Source organism: Candidatus Polarisedimenticolia bacterium, from assembly GCA_036004685.1.
Taxonomy (GTDB): Bacteria; Acidobacteriota; Polarisedimenticolia; order Gp22-AA2; family AA152; genus DASYRE01.
Genome location: DASYRE010000049.1, coordinates 19,918 through 38,679, shown reverse-complemented (window position 1 = coordinate 38,679; position 18,762 = coordinate 19,918). Strand labels below are relative to the sequence as shown.

General features: G+C 66.6%; 22 protein-coding genes. 8 read left to right on the top strand and 14 right to left on the bottom strand.

Going from position 1 to position 18,762, the window contains the following annotated elements; translation table 11 throughout:
- Positions 1-2,034, bottom strand: a complete 2,034-nt coding sequence (locus tag VGR67_13330; GenBank protein HEV8337392.1) for a cation:proton antiporter — start codon at positions 2,032-2,034, stop codon at positions 1-3.
- A gap of 185 nt (positions 2,035-2,219) precedes the next feature.
- Between VGR67_13330 and VGR67_13325 the strand changes: the two genes are divergently transcribed.
- Together VGR67_13325 and pruA are read left to right on the top strand one after the other, a co-directional pair.
- The gene (locus tag VGR67_13325) at positions 2,220-2,942 is read left to right on the top strand and encodes a hypothetical protein (GenBank protein HEV8337391.1); all 723 of its coding nucleotides are present in this window, start codon (positions 2,220-2,222) and stop codon (positions 2,940-2,942) included.
- Between the two features lie 68 nt (positions 2,943-3,010).
- The gene (gene pruA / locus VGR67_13320) at positions 3,011-4,561 is read left to right on the top strand and encodes an L-glutamate gamma-semialdehyde dehydrogenase (GenBank protein ID HEV8337390.1); all 1,551 of its coding nucleotides are present in this window, start codon (positions 3,011-3,013) and stop codon (positions 4,559-4,561) included.
- Positions 4,562-4,572: 11 nt separating this feature from the next.
- Here the strand turns inward: pruA and VGR67_13315 are convergent, their stop codons facing one another.
- Complete coding sequence (locus tag VGR67_13315) at positions 4,573-5,313, bottom strand: MBL fold metallo-hydrolase (GenBank protein ID HEV8337389.1); 741 nt, start codon at positions 5,311-5,313, stop codon at positions 4,573-4,575.
- A 176-nt stretch (positions 5,314-5,489) separates the two neighbouring features.
- Here VGR67_13315 and VGR67_13310 point away from each other — a divergent pair, with 176 nt between their 5' ends.
- A complete protein-coding gene (locus VGR67_13310) occupies positions 5,490-5,693 on the top strand; it encodes a hypothetical protein (GenBank protein ID HEV8337388.1) in 204 nt (67 codons plus the stop codon).
- Between the two features lie 18 nt (positions 5,694-5,711).
- On the opposite strand, the gene VGR67_13305 is transcribed toward VGR67_13310, so the two are convergent.
- From VGR67_13305 to VGR67_13295, 3 genes are all read right to left on the bottom strand, one after another.
- A complete protein-coding gene (locus VGR67_13305) occupies positions 5,712-6,146 on the bottom strand; it encodes a hypothetical protein (protein ID HEV8337387.1) in 435 nt (144 codons plus the stop codon).
- Complete coding sequence (locus VGR67_13300) at positions 6,143-7,387, bottom strand: LeuA family protein (GenBank protein ID HEV8337386.1); 1,245 nt, start codon at positions 7,385-7,387, stop codon at positions 6,143-6,145. The genes VGR67_13305 and VGR67_13300 overlap by 4 nt, the downstream gene beginning before the upstream one ends.
- Before the next feature lie 149 nt (positions 7,388-7,536).
- Entirely contained in the window at positions 7,537-7,905 is a 369-nt protein-coding gene (locus VGR67_13295; GenBank protein HEV8337385.1) for a metallopeptidase family protein, read from the bottom strand.
- Between the two features lie 87 nt (positions 7,906-7,992).
- Here VGR67_13295 and VGR67_13290 point away from each other — a divergent pair, with 87 nt between their 5' ends.
- Both VGR67_13290 and VGR67_13285 read left to right on the top strand, forming a co-directional pair.
- On the top strand, positions 7,993-8,394 hold the full coding sequence (locus VGR67_13290) for a hypothetical protein (GenBank protein ID HEV8337384.1): 402 nt from the start codon (positions 7,993-7,995) through the stop codon (positions 8,392-8,394).
- Positions 8,384-8,605: a hypothetical protein gene (locus tag VGR67_13285; protein ID HEV8337383.1), complete on the top strand. Its 222-nt coding sequence runs from the start codon at positions 8,384-8,386 to the stop codon at positions 8,603-8,605. Before VGR67_13290 ends, VGR67_13285 begins: the two co-directional genes overlap by 11 nt.
- A gap of 6 nt (positions 8,606-8,611) precedes the next feature.
- Here VGR67_13285 and VGR67_13280 read toward each other — a convergent pair whose 3' ends face one another.
- The 6 genes from VGR67_13280 to VGR67_13255 all read right to left on the bottom strand — a co-directional run bounded on the left by VGR67_13280 (position 8,612) and on the right by VGR67_13255 (position 14,891).
- Complete coding sequence (locus VGR67_13280) at positions 8,612-10,330, bottom strand: amidohydrolase (GenBank protein HEV8337382.1); 1,719 nt, start codon at positions 10,328-10,330, stop codon at positions 8,612-8,614.
- A 64-nt stretch (positions 10,331-10,394) separates the two neighbouring features.
- Positions 10,395-11,306, bottom strand: coding sequence for a DMT family transporter (locus VGR67_13275; GenBank protein ID HEV8337381.1), 912 nt, complete (start codon positions 11,304-11,306; stop codon positions 10,395-10,397).
- Positions 11,307-11,340: 34 nt separating this feature from the next.
- On the bottom strand, positions 11,341-12,243 hold the full coding sequence (locus VGR67_13270; GenBank protein ID HEV8337380.1) for a metal ABC transporter permease: 903 nt from the start codon (positions 12,241-12,243) through the stop codon (positions 11,341-11,343).
- Positions 12,240-13,160 carry a metal ABC transporter substrate-binding protein gene (locus tag VGR67_13265; GenBank protein HEV8337379.1) on the bottom strand — a complete coding sequence of 307 codons (921 nt, stop codon included), beginning with the start codon at positions 13,158-13,160 and terminating at the stop codon, positions 12,240-12,242. Before VGR67_13265 ends, VGR67_13270 begins: the two co-directional genes overlap by 4 nt.
- Positions 13,161-13,168: 8 nt before the next feature.
- Positions 13,169-14,413: a hypothetical protein gene (locus VGR67_13260; protein ID HEV8337378.1), complete on the bottom strand. Its 1,245-nt coding sequence runs from the start codon at positions 14,411-14,413 to the stop codon at positions 13,169-13,171.
- A gap of 142 nt (positions 14,414-14,555) precedes the next feature.
- Positions 14,556-14,891, bottom strand: coding sequence for a hypothetical protein (locus VGR67_13255; GenBank protein HEV8337377.1), 336 nt, complete (start codon positions 14,889-14,891; stop codon positions 14,556-14,558).
- A gap of 112 nt (positions 14,892-15,003) precedes the next feature.
- Between VGR67_13255 and VGR67_13250 the strand changes: the two genes are divergently transcribed.
- Positions 15,004-15,642 carry a DedA family protein gene (locus VGR67_13250; GenBank protein ID HEV8337376.1) on the top strand — a complete coding sequence of 213 codons (639 nt, stop codon included), beginning with the start codon at positions 15,004-15,006 and terminating at the stop codon, positions 15,640-15,642.
- Between the two features lie 3 nt (positions 15,643-15,645).
- Here VGR67_13250 and VGR67_13245 read toward each other — a convergent pair whose 3' ends face one another.
- Positions 15,646-16,227 carry a hypothetical protein gene (locus VGR67_13245; protein HEV8337375.1) on the bottom strand — a complete coding sequence of 194 codons (582 nt, stop codon included), beginning with the start codon at positions 16,225-16,227 and terminating at the stop codon, positions 15,646-15,648.
- Between the two features lie 146 nt (positions 16,228-16,373).
- Here VGR67_13245 and VGR67_13240 point away from each other — a divergent pair, with 146 nt between their 5' ends.
- Both VGR67_13240 and VGR67_13235 read left to right on the top strand, forming a co-directional pair.
- Positions 16,374-17,006, top strand: a complete 633-nt coding sequence (locus VGR67_13240) for a hypothetical protein (GenBank protein ID HEV8337374.1) — start codon at positions 16,374-16,376, stop codon at positions 17,004-17,006.
- A 92-nt stretch (positions 17,007-17,098) separates the two neighbouring features.
- Positions 17,099-17,545, top strand: coding sequence for a hypothetical protein (locus tag VGR67_13235; protein HEV8337373.1), 447 nt, complete (start codon positions 17,099-17,101; stop codon positions 17,543-17,545).
- 65 nt (positions 17,546-17,610) lie between these two features.
- On the opposite strand, the gene VGR67_13230 is transcribed toward VGR67_13235, so the two are convergent.
- Together VGR67_13230 and VGR67_13225 are read right to left on the bottom strand one after the other, a co-directional pair.
- Positions 17,611-17,811, bottom strand: coding sequence for a cold-shock protein (locus VGR67_13230; GenBank protein ID HEV8337372.1), 201 nt, complete (start codon positions 17,809-17,811; stop codon positions 17,611-17,613).
- Positions 17,812-18,081: 270 nt separating this feature from the next.
- Positions 18,082-18,762 (bottom strand): hypothetical protein, encoded by a 681-nt coding sequence (locus tag VGR67_13225; protein ID HEV8337371.1) that lies wholly within the window; start codon positions 18,760-18,762, stop codon positions 18,082-18,084.

Sequence of the window (18,762 nt, the reverse complement as noted above, 5' to 3'; positions counted from 1 at the left end):
TCAGGAGGCGGCGGGACTCTTTTCCCGCACCGGAGAGCCCTCCGGCCCCTGGTCGAGCAGGTGGCAGGCCAGGGCGATCTGCTCTCCATTTCCCATCAGCACCAGCGTGTCGCGCTCGGCGAGCGAGCCGTCGGGATCGGGGCTCGACTGGACCCGGCCGTCCTGCATCAAGGCGATGACCGAGGCTCCGGTCACCGCCCTCAGCTCCAGCTCGCGCAGCGTCCGGCCGACGGCCCAGGCTCCCGGCAGGAGGGTGTGGGTTTCGACGTTCGCGCCGAGAATTCCCTCGGGAAGGTCCTCCACGTGCGTGGGCCGGCGCTGCGTCTCGCGGAACATGCCGTAACGCTCCTCCCGAATCTCCCGCAGCTCGCGGGCGATCAGGTTTCCCGGGATGCCGACTCGCCGCAGGGTCCGGTTGCACACCTCCACCGACGCCTCGAACTCCTCAGGAATCACTTCGTCGGCGCCCAGCTTGTAGAGGGGATCGATCTCCATCACGTACTTCGTGCGGACCAGGATGGGGACATTCGGGTTGAGGGCGCGCGCCAGCTGCACCGTCCTCTGCGTGGCGGCCGCGTCGGAGATGGCGACCACCATCGCCCGCGCCGATCGAATCCCGATCTTCTTGAGGACCTCCCGGCTGGTGGAGTCGCCGTAGACGATCGGCTCTCCCTGGCGCGCCGCCTGCTTCACGCTGTCGGCGTTCAGCTCCAGCACCCGGTAGGGAATCTCCATCCGCTTGAGGACCTTCGCCAGGTTTCGCCCGTTAAGGCCGAAGCCGACGATGAGGATCGGCCGCGCTTCGGCCGAGTAAATCTGAGACTCCAGATCGGCCGAGACCTTTCCGGGGAAAAAGCGCCGGAGATCGGGGATTCCCTCCAGACGCTCCCCCGCCAGCGAGGAGAGACGAATCAGAAAGGGTGACAGGAGCATCGACAGGACGCTTCCGGCGAGGAAAGTCTGGTAGACCGCGTCCGAGAGGAGCCCCTGCTCGCGGGCGACCAGCGCCAGGACGAACGAGAACTCCCCGGTCTGCGCCAGCGCCACGCCGGCCTGCGTCGCGACCCGCAGGGGGTAGCCGAGGAATCCGGCCAGCGGGGTGACGATGAGGAACTTCACGCCGAGGAGCAGGAGCAGGAACAGGGTCAGCGCCCCCCAGTTGTGCAGGAAGAACTTCGCGTCCATGAGCATGCCGATGGAGACGAAGAAGAGACAGTTGAGCGAGTCGCGGAACGGGAGGACGTCGGCAAGGACCTGGAGCCCGTACTCCGATTCGGAAACGACCAGCCCGGCGATGAACGCCCCCAGCGCCAGGGAAAGGCCCGCGACCGAGCTGGCGAAGGCGGTCCCCAGGACGACCAGGATCACGGCGATCAGAAACACCTCCCGGCTGCGGGTCGCGACCACCAGGCGGAGGAACGGCGGGATGGCGAAGCGGGCCGCCAGGACGATCGCGCCGACGGCGAGGAGGGAGACGCCGAGGACCTGGGCGAGCTTGAGGGCGGTCGCATGCTCCCAATCCGCCAGGATTGGCAGTAGGAGCATCACCGGCACCACGCAGAAATCCTGGAAGATTAGGATCCCCAGCGTGAGCTTCGCCTGCGGCGTCATCATCTCGCCGCGCTCGGCGAAGACCCGCAGGACGATCGCGGTGCTCGAGAAGGCGATCAAGAAGCCGAGAACCAGCGATTCGGTCCAGTGGAGCTGGAAGGGAAGGCTGGCCAGGAAGGCGAGGAGCGCCGTCCCGAAGACCTGGATGGAGCCTCCGAGGAGCATCTCGCGCCGCATCCGCGACAGGCGCGTGAAAGAAAACTCGATTCCGATGGTGAAGAGAAGGAGAATGACGCCAATCTCGGCGAGCGTTTCCACCTCGTCGCTGTGGCGGATGAGCCCGACGCCGTGAGGGCCGAAGATGACGCCGGTCGCCAGGAACCCGACGATGACGGGCTGGCGGAGCTTCTGGAAGACGAAGACCACCGCCACGGAGAGGGCGAAGATGACGAGCAGGTCCCAGAGCAGCGGAAGTTGGGCCATCCGTTCCCCCATCGGGGCCCGCGGGCGCCGAATCCGGGGGTAGCCTAGCACAACCGCGCTCGCCTTCCGCCATCGCGCCGGGCGGGAAGCGCATCGGATCGGGGCGCGGAGCTCCGAGGATCCGGGAGCTCCGGCGGGCGCGCCATGCAGGATCAACTTCCGGGACGGCTGGAAAGGAGGCGGCGATGCAGGCGGAGAAGATCGAGTCGGGACTCTGGAGGTGGACGGCCCCTCATCCCGAGTGGCGCCCCGAGAAGGGGGGGCCGGGAGGATGGGAGCGCGACGTGGCTTGCGTCTATTATGAAGCCCCCGAAGACTCTCCGGAAGGAATCCTCCTCTTCGATCCGCTCGCGCCGCCGGCGGGAACGCCCGAGGCCGCCGCGTTCTGGAAAGCGCTGGACCGGGACGTGGCGCGCCGCGGCCGCGCCGTGGCGATCCTGCTCACCGGCTCCTACCATCAGCGCAGCGCCGCCGAAATCCGGGAGCGCTACCGGCGCGGCGCCGGCGCATCGATCTGGGCGCCGGAAGAGGCTCGGCCGCGCTTGAGCCTCGCGCCGGACAGGCTCTTTCGGAGCGGCGAGCGGCTTCCCGGCGGCCTGCGCGGTCACGAGATTCCCGGACCGGAGATTCCCGAAGTGGCCTACGAGATTCCGGCGCGCCGCGCCCTGGTACTCGCCGACGCCTTGATTGGCGCCGGAGGGGGACGCGTCCGCCTGGCCCCGCGATCCTGGGCGGAGCCGACGCCGGAAGGCCGGGCCCGGTACGCGGGACCCTACGTCGAGTCGGTCCGGCGCCTCGGGAATCTTCCCGTGGAGATCCTCCTCGTGTCCCACGGGGAGCCGGTGCTCCGGCGGGGGCAGGCCGCGATCCGGGAGGCGATCGAGTCGGCGCCGGGGGGCGAGGGGTGAGGCTTTGCGGCCCCGGCGCGGCCGATGCTAGAATCACCGCATGATCGCGATTTCCTTAGGAGTCCGAGATGGCCGCGGAGTTCAAGAACGAGCCGCTGACCGATTTCTCCCGCCCGGAAAACCGTGAAGGCTTCCGCTCGGCCCTGGAGCGGGCCCAGAAGGATCTGGGCCGCGAGCACCCTCTCGTCATTGGCGGGGAGAGGGTCCGATCCGGAAAGACTTTCGACTCGATCAATCCGTCTAACCCCTCCCAGATCGTCGGGCGCTTCCAGGCGGCCACCCTTCGCGAAGCGGGCCAGGCGCTCGAGGCCGCCGAGAAGCGCTACGAGTCGTGGCGGCGGGAGCCGCCGGCGCGCCGCGCCGAGGTGCTGTTCCGAACCGCGGGCCTCCTGCGGGAGAGGAAGCACGATTTTTCCGCCTGGATGGTCCTCGAGACGGGCAAGTCGTGGATCGAGGCGGACGCCGACACCGCGGAGGCCGTCGACTTCTGCGAGTTCTACGCCCGGGAGGCGCTGCGCTACGCCGCGGAGCAGCCGCTGACGAGGATCCCGGCGGAGAGGAACGAGCTGCGATACCTGGCGCTGGGCGCCGGACTGGTCCTCCCCCCCTGGAACTTTCCCCTGGCGATCATGGCGGGAATGACGGTGGCGGCGGCGGTGACCGGAAACACCGTGATCCTCAAGCCGTCCAGCGACGCGCCGGCCATCGCCTGGCGCTTCGTCGAAGCGCTGGAGGAGGCGGGGATGCCGCCCGGCGTCGTGAATTTCCTCCCGGGGAGGGGCGGCGAGATCGGCGACTTCCTCGTGGAGCATCCCCGGACCCGGTTCATCGCCTTCACCGGATCCAAAGAGGTGGGGCTGCGCATCAACGAGCTGGCCGCGAAGCCCCGCGGCGGGCAGATCTGGATCAAGCGCGTGGTGGCCGAGATGGGGGGCAAGGATTTCATCCTGGTGGACGAGACGGCCGATCTCGAGAAGGCGGCCGCCGGGATCGTCTCGTCGGCCTTCGGCTTTCAAGGACAGAAATGCTCCGCCTGCTCGCGGGCGATCCTGGTGCGCTCGGTCTACGACGAAGTGCTGCGGCGCGTCGTCGAGAAGACGCGCGCCCTGACCGTGGGCCCGGTCCTCTCTCCGGAGGTCCAGGTGGGGCCGGTCATCAACGCGGGGGCCGCGCGGAAGATCTTCGAGTACATCGAGACGGGCAAGCGGGAAGGCCGCCTGATGTGCGGCGGGGATAAGCCGGTTGGAGAAGGATATTTCATCCGGCCGACGGTGTTCGCGGACGTGAAGCCCGACGCCCGCATCGCGCAGGAGGAGATCTTCGGCCCCGTGCTCTCGGTGATTCCGGCCGACAGCTACGAGGACGCCGTGCGGATCGCGAACGGCACGGAGTACGGCCTGACCGGCTCGATCTACTCGAAGAACCGCGCGCGGCTGGAGGAGGCGCGCGACCTCCTGCACGTCGGAAACCTGTATCTCAACCGCAAGTGCACCGGCGCCCTGGTGGGAGTCCACCCTTTCGGCGGCTTCAACATGTCGGGGACCGATTCCAAGGCGGGGGGCCGGGACTATCTTCTGCTTTTTCTCCAGGCCAAGGCGATCTCGGAGCAGATCGAATAGGCCCGGCGACTTCAGACGCGACGGGATCCGCCTCCCATCATCCGAAACCATTGCTCCAGGGTCGGGACCTTCAGAGAGTAGTTGCTGCGCCGCTCCTCGCCTAGCGTGGAAGTCGGGCGCGCCCCATAGTCGTGTCCCGGATAGAGGACGACGTCGTCGGGAAGCTTCGCCAGGCGCTGGGTGAGGCTCCGGTACATCTCCTCGGGGTCGCTTCCCGGAAGATCGACCCTTCCGCAAGCCCCGACGAACAGAGTGTCTCCCGCCACCAGCCGCTCGCCCGCCACCAGGAAACAGGTGCTCCCCTCGGTGTGCCCGGGCGTGTGGAGGAACTCGACGGGGATCTTCCCCACCGTCAGGACGTCTCCGCCGGAATGAGGCTGCAGATCCGAGCGCGACAGGCCGGTGACCTGTTCGACCCAGGGCACCTCGCAGGCGTGGACGTGGATCTTGACGCCCACAATCTCCAGGAGGCGTCTCGCCCCTTCCACTACGTAGCCCATCATCTCCCCGCCCAGATGATCGGGGTGATAATGGCTCCCGAGGGCCCCGACGATTCGCATGTCGTCGCGGCGCGCGACGTCCACGAGAGCGCCGACGTCCCAGGCGGGATCCACGACGACGCATTCCCGCGTCACGCGATCGCCGATCAGATAGGCGAAATTGACCATCTGGGAGGCGACCGGATCGCCCGGCGCGAAATCGCGCCCCGCGAGAAGCTGCCTGAAATAGAGTTGTTCGGGCTCGGCCGCCATCGTTCCGTGCTCCATCGATCCGCGGCGATTATGTCAGAGGACCTGCCGGCTGTCATCCAAGGGCTTGACGGGGACCCGCAGAAGTCATAGGCTTGCGAAGCAGATTCCCAAACAGCCCCGTTTCCCAGTCGACACCGTTCCCGGTCTTACGGGCCGTGCGGCCGAGGGAGAACCCCATGCCGATCAAGTTCGACCCTGAGACGCTCCAGCGGTTCCGCTCTCTGACCCCCGACCAGATTTGCGCCGAGGTGACGGAGGCGATCCACCGGGCCCCGGAAGGCGGCGGGTCGGAGGACTTCCTGGACGCCCTGGGAACGCTCGTCGATGAGGGGCTGCTTTCCTGGGAAGAGATCGAGAACTCGACGGAGGAAGAGAACTAGCTTCCGGCGCGCCTCCCGCTATTTCTTCAGCCTGTCTTCCCAGGCCTTCCGCCACGAAGCCACCTTGTTCTTCCCCTTGGGGGGAGGCGGAAGCGTGGCGGCCGGGGGATCGACGGCCTTGGATCGGTGCGGGCGGTGCTCCGGGTCTTCCGGCCGGGCGATCCGGACGCGCCGTCCGGTGACCGGCGGGCGATGGCTGAATTCCCCCGGTCCGGCCGCGGGCGCCTTGCTCTTCAGGACCTGATCGAACAGTTTCTTCATCTCTCGCTTCTCTCGATTTTGCGGCCGGCCCGCCCGGCCGTGGCGGTAAGGGTGTTCCGAAAAGCAGGTGAGGCAGCGGACTTTTTTCACCTCTCCCTCGACCAGGCCCACCACGCCATGGTTCATCAGGAGACGACAACGCGGGCAGAAGTCGTCGAGGACGTCGCCCAGCCTCGCTTTGCGGTGCGTCACGGCTCCTCCTCCCCGCGGGCGAGCGCCGCGATTTCCTGGTCGTCCAGAAGTCGGTTCGACTGCTTGGCGGCCGTGAAGATGCGCTCGACCACCTCCGGATGCGGTTCCATGCCGTGCTCCTCGAGCCAGAACGTGACGTTGGAACGCCCCGACATGGGGCCGACGCGGATCCTCTGCTTCATCCCGAACTCTTCGGCGGGCACGCCGGAATAGACGCGGTCCGCGAGCCAGCGGTCGCCCTTCCGGAAGGCCTTGATCAGCGCGGCGGCGTGCACTCCCGTCCCCGTCTCGAACGCGTCCGCCCCGATCACCGGATAGTTCCGGGGGATCGTGATCCGCAACGCCTGGGCCGCCTTCTCGCAGTACTCGCGCAGGCGCGTCAGGTCGCGGTCGATCCATCCCAGGAGCTTCAGGTTCACGAGCACCAGGTCGATGGGCGTGTTCCCGGCGCGCTCGCCGACGCCGAGGGCGCAGCCGTGGACGCGATCCGCTCCGGCGCGAATGGCCGCGAGGGTGTTCACCACCGCCAGGCCGCGGTCCCGGTGTCCGTGCCAGTCCACCTTGATCGGCGCTCCGGCGCTCTCGACGAGCCCCCGGACGAAGCGCACCAGTCGGTCGACGCCCTCGGGCAGGATGTGTCCCACCGTGTCGCAGACGCAGACTCGGCGCGCCCCGCAAGCGATCGCCTCGGTGTAGAGGGCCCGGAGCGCCTCGGGATGGGCGCGCGTCGTGTCTTCCGTCACGTACATCACCGGAAGTCCCTCGGCCACCGCGAAGGTGACCGACTCGCGGGTGTGTTTCAGGAGGGTGTCCAGAGTCCAATCCTCCGAATACTGGCGAATGGGGGAAGAGCCGATGAACAGGCAGGCTTCGATGGGGACGCCGGTCTTCTGGGTGATGCGCGCGATCGGCTCCACGTCCCGGATCATCGTCCGCGCCGCGCAATTGGGCTTCAGCCTCAGTTTCGAGTCCCGCAGGAAGGAGACCAAGGCCGTCACGTCCTCCACGGCCCGCGGCCCGGCCCCCGGAAGGCCGACGTCGGCGGTGTCGATTCCCAAGGCGTCCATCAGGACCAGGAGCTCCTTCTTCTCTTCGATCGAGGGGTCGGTGACCGACGGTCCCTGGATGCCGTCGCGGAGCGTTTCATCGTCCAGCTCGACCGGCCGGGAGAGCGGGGCTCCCCCTTCGGGATTCCAGTCGAATATCAAAGCGTCGCGATCGATTTCGGGCTGGCTCGGCATCCTGTTCCCGGTGGGCAGGCGCTCTTGATGGATGGCTCGAATGGGCGCCGCTTGTGCGTTCGGGGATAGAAAATTATAGGGGCGGCGCCGCCCGCCTGTCAATGAAAATGCAAGGCGGGCGTTTTCCGGCGGATCACGCGGACCAAAGTTCAGTAATCAAGCTCGTGGAGACGCTCGTCGTCGATTCCGAAGTGATGGGCGACCTCGTGCAGGACGGTCTTGCGGATCTCCTCCACGATTTCCTCGTCGGTGTCGCAGACCGCCTCGATGTTCTCCTGAAAAAGCGTGATGCGATCGGGCAGGACGCCTCCGTAGGCGCTCGTCCGGGAGGGGAGAGGAACCCCTTCGTAGAGCCCCATCAACAACCCCTCGTCCTCTCCCTCGCCGCCCGCGGCTTCCTGCCCGGCGGTGGGCCGGCGCTCCACCACCACCTCGACGTTGTCCATCCTGGCCAGGAACTCCTCGGGCAGGTTCCCCAGCGCCTCGGAGACCAGGCGGCGAAATGCCTCGCGTCGCACGGCGCTCCTTTTTTGTTAGAATAGCTCATCGGACGATCCGGGCCGGTTGACCCGGGGACGGCACGATTCTATGCCGGAGGCACTCCGATGGAAAAGCACCATCCCGGCGCGCGTCGCATCGCCATCGTCACCTTGCTCGTCCTCCTCGCCCTCCTGCTCTCGACCACCGCGCTCTCGGCCTACGCGGCAGACGACTCCGTCAAAGGCTCCTTCAAGAAAATGGGCAAAGCGATCGGTCAGGCCGGAAAGCAGGTGGGCCGGAGCGCCGCGGCCGCGGGGAAAGTGGTCGGCCACGAAAGCCAGAAGATCTGGTACCGCGGCGTTCAAGTCAGCAAGCCGGCCCTGGAAAAGGCGCGCGGAGAGACCCGGCGGGCCATCCAGAAGAGCCTCGAGGCGATGGACCGCAGCATCGCCTCCCTGAAGCAGGAGCTGCGGCGCCTCAACGCCGCGGAAGCCGGGCATGAAGGCGCGGGCGGCGATGGCCGGTAGGCGACTCGCGGCACTCGCCTCGGTCGCCCTTCTCCTCACCGGATGCCGGACGAGCGAGGAGGAGGCCCTGGAGGCGGCGAGACAGGAAGTCCGAAGGGAAATGCAGCCGGAGGTCGACCGCCGGCAGCGGGAGATCGACGAGCTCGAGAAGCAGATCGCCGCCACGAAGGCCCGCCTGGCGGCACGCCAGGCTTCCTCCCGAAAACCTTAGCGCCGCTCAGCGAGCGTCCCCGGCCGTCCCCGAGCGCGTGTAGACCGCCTTCCCTCCCAGAATGGTAATCTCCGGAGCCAGCTTCCAGATCTCCGCTTCGGGCACTTCGAAGTAGTCGCGATCCAGCACCACGAGATCGGCCAGCTTCCCGGGCGTGATCGTCCCTTTCTCCTTCTCTTCGAAGGCCGCATAGGCGCCGCCGATCGTGAAGGCCTCGAGCGCCGCCCGGCGCGAGATCCGCTGCTCGGGAAGCCATCCTCCCTCGGGCTTCAGGGAATGATCCTGGCGGGTCACCGCCGCGAACAGTCCGTCGAAGGGGTTACGGCTGTCCCAGGGGGCATCGGAGCCGAAGGCGAGCCGGGCGGAGGATTCGAGCAGCGAGCGCCAGGCGTAGGCCCCGGCGATCCGGTCCGGCCCCAGGCGCGCCGGGACCCACGGCATGTCGGACGTGGCGTGGACGGGTTGCATCGAGGCGATGATGCCGAGGCGGCCGAGCCGCGGGAGGTCATCGGCGGAGAGGATTTGGGCGTGCTCGATCCGGAACCGGGGGTCGGCCGACGGCACCAGGCTGAGGGCGCCCTGAAACGCGTCCAGGACCATCCGGTTGGCCCGATCGCCGATCGCGTGCACGCAGACCTGGTAGCCGCGCCGCAGCGCTTCCCGGGAGATCTGCTCGAGCTGCTCGGCGGGCATCGTGATCAGCCCTCCGTTTTTCGGATCGTCCGAGTAGGGAGCGAGAAGCGCGGCGCCGCGGGAGCCGAGCGCGCCGTCGACGCCGAGCTTCAGCGCGCGGAACGTGAAGCGCCGGTCGCCGTAGCCGTGGATCGGCGCGATGGCGAAGTAATCGGGCAGCTTCCGGTTCGATCCTCCGAGCATGGCATAGACGCGCACCGGGAGCCTGCCCCCCTCCACCATCATCTTGTAGAGATCGATGTCCTCGGGCTCCACGCCGGCGTCGTGAACGGACGTGACCCCCGCGGCGAGGAACTTCCTCCCGGCCTCCTCGATCCATTTCTGCTTCGTCTCCTTGCTCGGCGTGGGAACCTTGTCGAGCACGAGAGGCATGGCGTCGTCGAGCAGTACCCCGGTCGGCTTCCCCGTCGCCCGATCCCTTAGCAGCCTTCCCCCTTTCGGATCCGAGGTGCCGCGCGTGATGCCGGCGGCATCCAGCGCGGCTTGGTTCACCCAGAGGGCATGGCCGTCCACGCGGCGCAGGACCACCGGATTGCTCGCAGAGACCGCGTCGAGGACCGAGGTGGTGGGGAATTCGGGGGGCTGCCAATGGTTCTGATCCCAGCCGGATCCCTGGATCCAGTCTCCCGGCGCCGTGCGCGCGGCGGCCTCCGCGACCTTCGCCGCCGCCTCCGCGGCGGAGCCGAGTCCGCGCAGATCCAACTCCGCGAGGCTTTCCCCGGTGCGCATGAGATGGACGTGCGCGTCGATCAGCCCTGGGATGACCGCGCGGCCCTGCAGGTCCAGCTTCTTCGAGCCGGGCCCCGCGAGCTTGACGATCTCGGCGTCCGGGCCGACTCTTTCGATCCGATCCCCGGAGATCGCGACGGCGGTGGAATCCGGGATCGCCGGATCGAGAGTGTGGATCCGGCCGTTCACCAGGATGAGGTCGGCCTTTTTCAAGGACTCCTTCCTTTCGCTCGGCGCGCATCCGGACAGGGCGATCGCCAGGACGGCCAGGAAGACGCACGCAGTTCGGACGGGAAAATTCACGAAGAGCGCTCCGCAGAGAGCGCCCATCATAGCGAACGCGTCCTGGTGAGTCCACCCGGAACGGTCATCCCCGCTCGGTCAGATACACGCCGGTGAGCACCGCGATCCCCCCGAGGACGAAATGGCCTTGAATCGATTCGTCGAGAATCAGATAGGAAGTGATTCCGGCAAGGACCGGTTGGAGGTAGGTGAAGGCGGCCACCTTGCCCGACTCGATACGGGAAAGGGCTCCATAGTAGAGCAGATAGCAGAGAAACGTCGCCGCGAAAACCACGTAGGCCAGCGCTCCCCAGCCGCGCGGCGAGACGCTCCCCCAGTCCTGATGAAGCGCCCGGGAGATCACCAGCGGGAGCATCAGCGCGCCTCCGATCAAGAAGCAAAGGGCGGTCGTCCTGAGGACGCCGATCCGGGGAATGACTTTCTTGCCGGCCACCGTGTAGTACGCGAAGGCGCACACGCCGCACAGGGTGAGCAGGTCCCCGCCGAGCGTGTCGCGCGAGAAGCTCCATCCGTCCCGGATGCTGATCAGGAAGATCCCGGCGAAGGCCACCAGGACGCCCGTGACTTTCAGGGGCGTGAGCTTCTCCCCGAGAAGGAAGGCCGCGAGAAGGAGCGCTGCCACCGGGAGGAGCGAGACGACGAGGGCGGAGTGGGCGGGAGTCGTCCGCCGGATTCCGGTGATGAAGAAGATCTGGTTGGCGAGGACGCCGGTTACGCCCAGCGGCAGGGCGGCCCGCAGCTCCGCGACCGTCGGCAGGATCGGCTGTCCCTGCCAGGCGAGCGCCATGAAGAAGAGAGGCGTGGCCACGAGGACGCGGACGAACGCCACCGCGAAGGGGTCGATCTCGAGGACCGCCATCTTCGCGAAGGAATAGTTCACGCTCCAGAGAATCGTGGCGGCCGCGATGGCGAGATACGCCGCCATGGGTGAAGAGGGCGTCCGATCCCTACCCCGGGGCGGCAGATGGGCGCGCATAGAGCGCGCATCCTACCAACCTTGGACCCACGGCTCAACCGCCGGCCGGCGCCGCGGGGCCGGCCTCATCCCGGCCGGGAAACGTGTCGGCCCGGCTCGCCGCGAGCGCGGCCCCCTGCGTCCGTCGTAGCACCGCCCACAGTCCCGCCACGAGGAGGAGGGCCACGCCGAAGGTCGCCACGATCGTCGCCCCGGTAGGAACGTCGAGCGCGTAGGAGAGCGCCACCCCCCCGCCCGAGACGAGCGCTCCCATGGTCCATCCGAGGGCGAGGCGCGTCCCCAGCTTCTCGGAGAAGAGCATGGCCGCGACCGAAGGGACGATCAGGAAGCAGAAGACCAGCAGGACCCCGGCGATGGCAACCGACGAGGTGACGACGAAGCCGAAGGAGACGTAGAAGAGAAAATCCCAGAAGCGGATGTTCCAGCCCCGCCGCTCGGCCTCGGCCTCGTCGAGCGAGATCAGGAGGAACCGCTTGCGGAAGATGTAGTGGAACACCCCGACCAGCGCGTACAGGATCGCCGTCTTGAGCAGCTCCGGCCAGGTCACCGAGAGGATGTTGCCGACGAGCATCTCCTTGAGGTGCTCGGTCTCCTGAGTGGCCTTCGACATGACCAGGATCGCCACGGCGGCGGACACGGCGTACACGATCCCGATGACCGCTTCCTGGGGGATCCGGGTCTTGCGGTGCACGCGCGAGAACGAGAAGACGGCGGCTCCCAGGAACGTGAATCCCAGGGAGTAGAAGTAGGCGGTCCCCGAGTGGAGGTCGTGGCCCATCAGGTAGGCCACGGTGGTGCCCAGCGCCGCGATCTGCGCGAGCGACAGGTCGACGAAGATCACGCCCCGCTCGACGACGTGAACGCCCAGGTAGGCGTGGATTCCGGTCAGGATCAGGCTGGCGACGAAAGCCGGAAGGAGAAGCTCCGTCAGGCTCATCGGTCTTTGCCTCCCAGGACCTTGGCAAGCGCCCCGACGTCGGCGTCGAAGACGGCGAAATAATCCTTGATCTCGGGAGTGCCTCCGACCGAGGGATAGAAGACCAGGACGGTGGCTCCCGTCTTGCCGGCGACGAACTTGGGGGTCTTCAGGTCGAAATAGGGCTCCACCAGGATCGCGCGGATGCTCCGGCTCTTGATCAGGTTGATGATCTCGAGGGTGTGGCTGGGGGTCGGCGGGATTCCCGGCTTGGGCTCGATGTTCCCCGCGACGTTCAGGCGGAAGTGCTTGGCGAAGTTCGGCCACGAATTGTGGAAGGTGACGATCTCGGCTCCGGCGAAGGGAGCCAGCTTCGCCTGCCACTCCCGGTCCTTCTCGCCGAGCTTCGCCTCGAACGCGGCGAGGTTCTTCTCGTAAGCGGCCCGATTGCCCGAATCGAGCTCCGCGAGCTTCGCGGCGATCGAGCGCGCGATGGTCCGCCCGTTGTCGGGATCGAGCCAGTAGTGGGGATTGCCGAACGGGTGCACGTCGCCCATGGCGCGCGTCACCTGGCCGGTCGGCCGCTGGAGGATCTCGCAACCGTTCGACACGTCCAGATAGCCGGGATTGCCGGGATGGATGCGCCCGTTCCGGCTCTGGTCGATCAGCGGCGGAAGGTAGCCGATCTCCAGCTCGAGCCCGGCGACGATCAGCAGATCGGCCCGGGAGAGCTTCAGGATGAAAGAGGGTTTGGCGTCGACGAAATGCGGATCCTGATACCCCTTGGCGAGGGAATCGGCCTCGACGAGAACGCCGCCGATCGACTCGGCGATGGAGGAGAAGTCGTCGAGGGTCGAGACGATCCGAACTTTCGCAGAACTCGAGCCGGCGAACGCGGGCGCGAAGAGAATCACGAGCAATGCCACGAGTCGTTTCATGGGGTCTCTCAGAAGGGATGGGCGCCGTGGGCGCCGATGGCGAACTGGATTTGAAGGAGCGCCTCGTTCGCGGTCTCGCCGCCGGCGTACGTCCGCCGGCGCAGCTCGCCGCGCAGCTGCGAGAACTCGCTCGGCCAGAAAGTCAGGATCGCCGCGAGGCCGCGGTCCTGGAGCGCCGCGTCGTCGGCGCGGTCGGCGCGCTCGACCCGCGCGCCGGCGAACCAGCGCTTCGCGAGCTGGTATTCGGCGGAGAGGAACCAGCCGTCCGCGATCTCCGCTCCGGAGAGCTGCTCCTGGCGGCTCCGCACGTACTCCCCCCGGACGCTCGCCGAGCGGTAAGTCGCGGTTCGGAGCGGCTTCCACCGGAAGGTGGCATCGATCCCCTCCAGGCGGGTGTCGGAGCGCTCGGTGAGGCCGTTCGGTCCCTGAGCGTAGGAGAGGCCCACGTCGAGATTCGCCGCTTCGGTCAAATCGCTGAAGACGCGATAGTGGCCGTTGTAGGCGAGATCCCCGCGGCTCGGAGCTTCGAAGAGGCCCTCCGCTTCTCCCCGGAACGCCTGCAGCGTCACTTCGGAGAAAATGTCCCCGGGCAAGGGAATCATCCGGGCGACCGACACGCCGGTCCCCACCCAGCCTTCGTCGCCGCCGAGGAAATTGACGATGGTCAAGGGCTCATCCGCCCACGGCAGCACGTGCAGGTGCAGGGTGTTGATCTTGCCGAAGGAGGGGCGCATCCGGCCCACTTTGGCCAAGAACCCTCCCGGAAGCGTCGTGAAGGTCGCGAACCCTTCCTCGACTTCGACCCCCTCCTCCCCGAAGGACAGAAAGAAGTCGGCGCGCGCGTAGGGATCGACGACGGCCTGCAAGGAGACCTCGCTTTCCCGCAGGCTCATGCTCGGGAGGTTCTCGGTGTGATTCGAGCCGCCGACTCCGAGAAAGTTGCCGATGGCGGCGATGCTGGGGTTGAAGTAGTTCGAGGTCTGCGAGGGCGCCGCCACGGCGGGGGGGGGCTCCGGGACCGGCGGCGCCGATCCCCCCGGCGGCGCGGCCGGCGCCGCCGCCGAAGGCGGCCCGAGCGCCGCGAGCTGCGCCGTGAGGGCCTCGACCTGGCTCTTCAGGGTTGCGATCTCCTGACGAAGGATACGGACCTCCTCCGCGGAGGCGGGAGGTGGCTGATCCTGGGCTACGGCCGGGGCGAGCGCCGAGAGGACGACCCACGTCGCCGCCAAGCCCCGGAATGAACGCCTCATCATGACTGTCTCCCATTCGTCCCTAAACGCGGTTCCCATGGCTCGGGGAGCGCGGGACGGTCCTGGATACTCGCCGTTCAGGAAAGTTCGGGATCGCGCCGGCAAGGCTGATGCCGGAGCGTCTTCCCAGCGATGGTCGGCTGAGTCAGCAGGCGGGAGGGGCGCGGGGCTCCGTCCGGGGAACCGTGGGGGCCGGGGGAGGCGGAAGCGGGTTCGGTGGACGGTTCAGGGAGATCGAGACCGGCTTCTCCTCGAAGACACTCTCGCAGGGACCGAGTGAGTGGGCGCGCGAGTGAAGACAGGCAAGGCAGGGGGAGGCCCGGCCCGGCAGCGCCGGAGACGAGGTGGACGACGATTCCATCCGCATCGGGCCGCCGGAGGGAATCCAGGATTTCGAGCCAGGATGGACGTGAAGATCCGAGGTCAGGGTCAGCAGGAGCAGCGAGAACAGCGCGATCGCGGCGGTTGCCCGCCCGATCATCGAGCTCGAACTCCGCGCGGCGAAGCACGCCATCGACCGCTCCCTGATTATGCTATAGTCCAAAACCAACCCTGACATTGTGGGAGAAGACTCCCTCCGAGTCAAACCAGCCTTGGATTTCCTGACCGTCGCCGACAGAATCCAGGAATGGGGTCCGGAGCTCGTCTATCTGGGGATCTACCTCATGCTGGTAGTCTCCGCCCTGGGAATCCCGCTGCCGGAGGACCTCACCCTGCTGGCCGCGGGCTATCTCATCAACCGCAGCCTGCTTCATCCCGTGCCGGCCGTGGCAGTGGGGATCCTCGGAGTCCTGACGGGGGACTTTCTGGGGCACTCCCTGGGGAGGCTCCTGGGCCCGAGGATCTGGAAGCAGAAGCGCTTCTCCCGGGTGCTCACCGAAAAGAGATACCGCTGGATCCGGGGCAAGTTCGATCGTCACGGGGAGAAGATGGTCTTTTTCGCCAGGTTCGTCTCCGGGCTTCGCGGACCGGTGTTCGTCACCTCCGGCATTATGGAGATGTCGCGGGCGAGATTCCTCCTCTACGATTTCGCGGGAGCGGTCATCAGCGTGCCGCTCTTCCTCCTGATCGGCCATCTCTCCGGACCGCATCTTGAGACCGCCCTGATTCACCTGGTGAGAGCGCGGACGACGGTCCTGCTCCTCCTGGGCCTCGCGGCGATCGCTCTGGCGCTTCGCGCGCTCGCCCGCCGGCGCCTTGGAGTCGACCCGGGCAAGAGCGCGAAGGATTGAGGCTCAGGGAGTGGGGGAGGGGGAGGCGGAAGAGGGTTGCGTCCGGAAGTTCTCGGATTCCCGGACGGTCTTGCGAACGGCCGCGATTTTCGGGCGGAAGTCCTTTCCCGTAAAGCCGTCCAGCCTCAGGCGGATGATCTCCCGGAAATCGCGGACCACGATCATCGGGAGCGATCCCGCCCCGTAACGTCCGGCCGTGTCGGTGTAGTCGAGCGCCAGAGGCAGGGTGTTGCGCAGTCCGATCCAAAAGGGCTGGGTGATCGGATCCTGCTCCGGGGCGATGGCCACGAACTGGACCGCGGTGAACTCCGGCTCCCGGTGCATCCTTTCCATCTCCAGGAGCAGCGACTGGACCTCGGGCTGCCCCGCCCGGACGAAAATGAGCACCAGCGTCTTGCCCGCGAAGTTCAGCGACGGAAAGGGGCGTTGGTGCACGTTGTGGAAGACGAAGGGGGGCGCCGGCCGGCCTACGAGGGGATCGTCGGGAAGCGTGAAGGCCCCGGTCCCCGGCGAACAGCCGCCGGCGGCGAGAGCGGCGAACACGGCGGCGGCGATTCCGGCCGAGCGTAGGAAGCGAAGCTTCATCGAGATTGTCCGAAGTTGCGGGGACGTCCCCGTGGCGGCGCATTATAAGAGCCGCTCCCGGGCAGGGTCAAACCCGGACTGATCCCCGGCCGGTCGAAGCTCCTCGTCTTGGCGCGCGCCACCCGCTGTGCTAGACTCCGCGCCCGATGAGCGCAAGCAAAGACGACCCGGTCCACACGCTCCTCAGGATCACCGTGGGCGTGATGGGCTCCGCCGGCGGAGACATCAGCCGGGAGATCCTCCAGAAGGCCTACCGCATGGGCCAGGAGATCGCCCGCCGCGGCTGCGTCCTGATTACCGGCGCCTGTCCCGGCCTTCCTCACCAGGCGGTCCTCGGCGCCAAGGAATCGGGAGGGTTGGTGGTCGGGATCTCGCCCGCCCTGAATTTCGAAGAGCACGCCATGAAGTACGCCTCTCCCTATCACGGGTACGACGCCATCATCTATACGGGAAGCGGTCTGATGGGCCGGGAGATCGAGAACATCCGCTCCTGCGACATGGTCGTCTTCATGGGCGGCCGATCCGGGACGCTGGGAGAGTTCGCCATCGCTTTCGACGAAGCGAAGGTCATCGGGGTTCTCAAGGGGACGGGCGGCATCACCGATCGAATCGAGACGATCATCTCCTTCATCCAGAAGAATACGGGGGCTCAGGTCGTCTACAGCGAGAATCCCGTCGAGCTACTGGACAAGCTCATCGCGGTCTACGAGGAACGGCTCCTTCCTTATTACAAGACCATCCTCGCCAACTCCAGCCCCGACGGCGATCTGGAGGCCTGACGCTCCGGAGCGTTGCCACGGAAGCCGCGATTTTGGACGATCTCCAAGCCTCATGCTAGGATGGCGCACCCGTGAGGAAAAAGCGTCGGATTATGATGAGAAGAGCGTTTTCCCTGCTGCTCGTGGCGGCCGTCGGATCCCTTCCCCTGGCGGCGGCGCAGATCAAGAAGGGCGGCTGGCTCTTTCCCAATCCGGCCCGCGCCGAGAAGAAGGCGATCCGACCCGTGGACGCCACCGGCCGCATCGCCGGGAAGGAGACCTTGATGAAGATCTACAAGAAGAAGGATCAGGACGTGGTCTTCGAGACCCTGGAGATCGAAGGGGAGGTCTTCGCCTGCCAGTTCCACATCAAGGGGAAGGACGGGAAGCCCACCGACGTCTACGCGATCGTCGACACGGACGGTGACGGGGTGTTCGAAAGCAAGTTCGGAGCGGGCGAGGCGGCGAAGACGCCCGAATGGGTCATCCAGCGTTATTTCAAGAAGCACCCCGATCTGCACGACCCGGGTCCCTCCGTGGACGCCGCTCCGGCACAATAAAAAGACAATAAAAAACCCCGGCGGGCGTCCGCCGGGGTTCAATTGGAGCAAAAGTCGAAAGGAGCTTAGGCCTTAACGACGTTCTCCGCCTGGAGACCTTTCGGTCCCTGAGTGATGTCGAATTCCACCACCTGACCCTCTTCGAGGGTCTTGTACCCCTCACCCTTGATGGCAGAAAAATGGACGAAGATGTCGCTTCCGTCTTCCTGCTGGATGAAGCCGTACCCTTTGGCGTTGTTGAACCACTTCACTTTTCCTTTGGGCACTACTGTAACTACCTCCTTTCGACTAAGATACAAGGCCTTGCCTTGGTTCGAGGCGGCTATCGCACCGCCGTGGCTGAAGCCCGTCTCAAGGCAAAAAAAAACCACCAAAGCCGAGAAGCGCTTTCGTGGTTATTTGCCATTCAAGCCGGGTAACTCCTCGCAGACACGAGCTGTAGCATACCGTCGCCGTCCCGAGAAGTCAACAACAATCTGCGTTCATTCGTAACGCCGCCCGGAAGAGTTCAGCTGGAGGAGCTCGCGGCGACGAGATCAGGGCCGCAGCAGCTCCGATTTGTGGCGCCGGGCGTCTTCCAGCGACTGCCGGAGCGTGTGGGCAATCTGGCGGAGTCCCTCGCGATTGCCGCGGACCTCCTCGCGGAGCAGGTCGGCGGCGAGCGACGCCATCCGGCCGAGCGTGGCGAGATCCCCTTCGGTCCGGGAGCGGATGACCGAGACCATGTCGTTGAACGATTCCGCAAGCTCCGGAAAGTTGTCGTGCTTGCGAAGCTTGACGCGCGCGCTGAAGCGGCCGGAGCGCACCTCCTCCAGCCGTCTTCGCACGTTGTGGATGACCCCGGCCGTCTTGTGGGATTCGAGGATCTCGACGAGGAACACGCCGGCCATGAAAACGATTCCGCCCGCGAGCATCACCAGGAGCTGGTTGCGGTCGCGCACCGCCAGGCTCTCCTTGAGGAAAGGCGCCACCTCCAGGAGTTCCCGGGAATTCTGCGCGTTGATTCGGTACAGGATCAGGATCATCAGGCCGACCAGGAATCCCATTCCGATCGTGCCTATCATGGCCATCTTGAGCTGGTAACGGAGATTAACGAGGATGCGCCGGCGCCGGCCGAAGACTTTCTGCAGGAGGCTCCGGACCAGTCCGCCGGACGCGGCGGCCGGAGCGGCCCGTTCAGAGCGTTCCCATCCCCTTTCCGCGCTTTCCAACTTCAC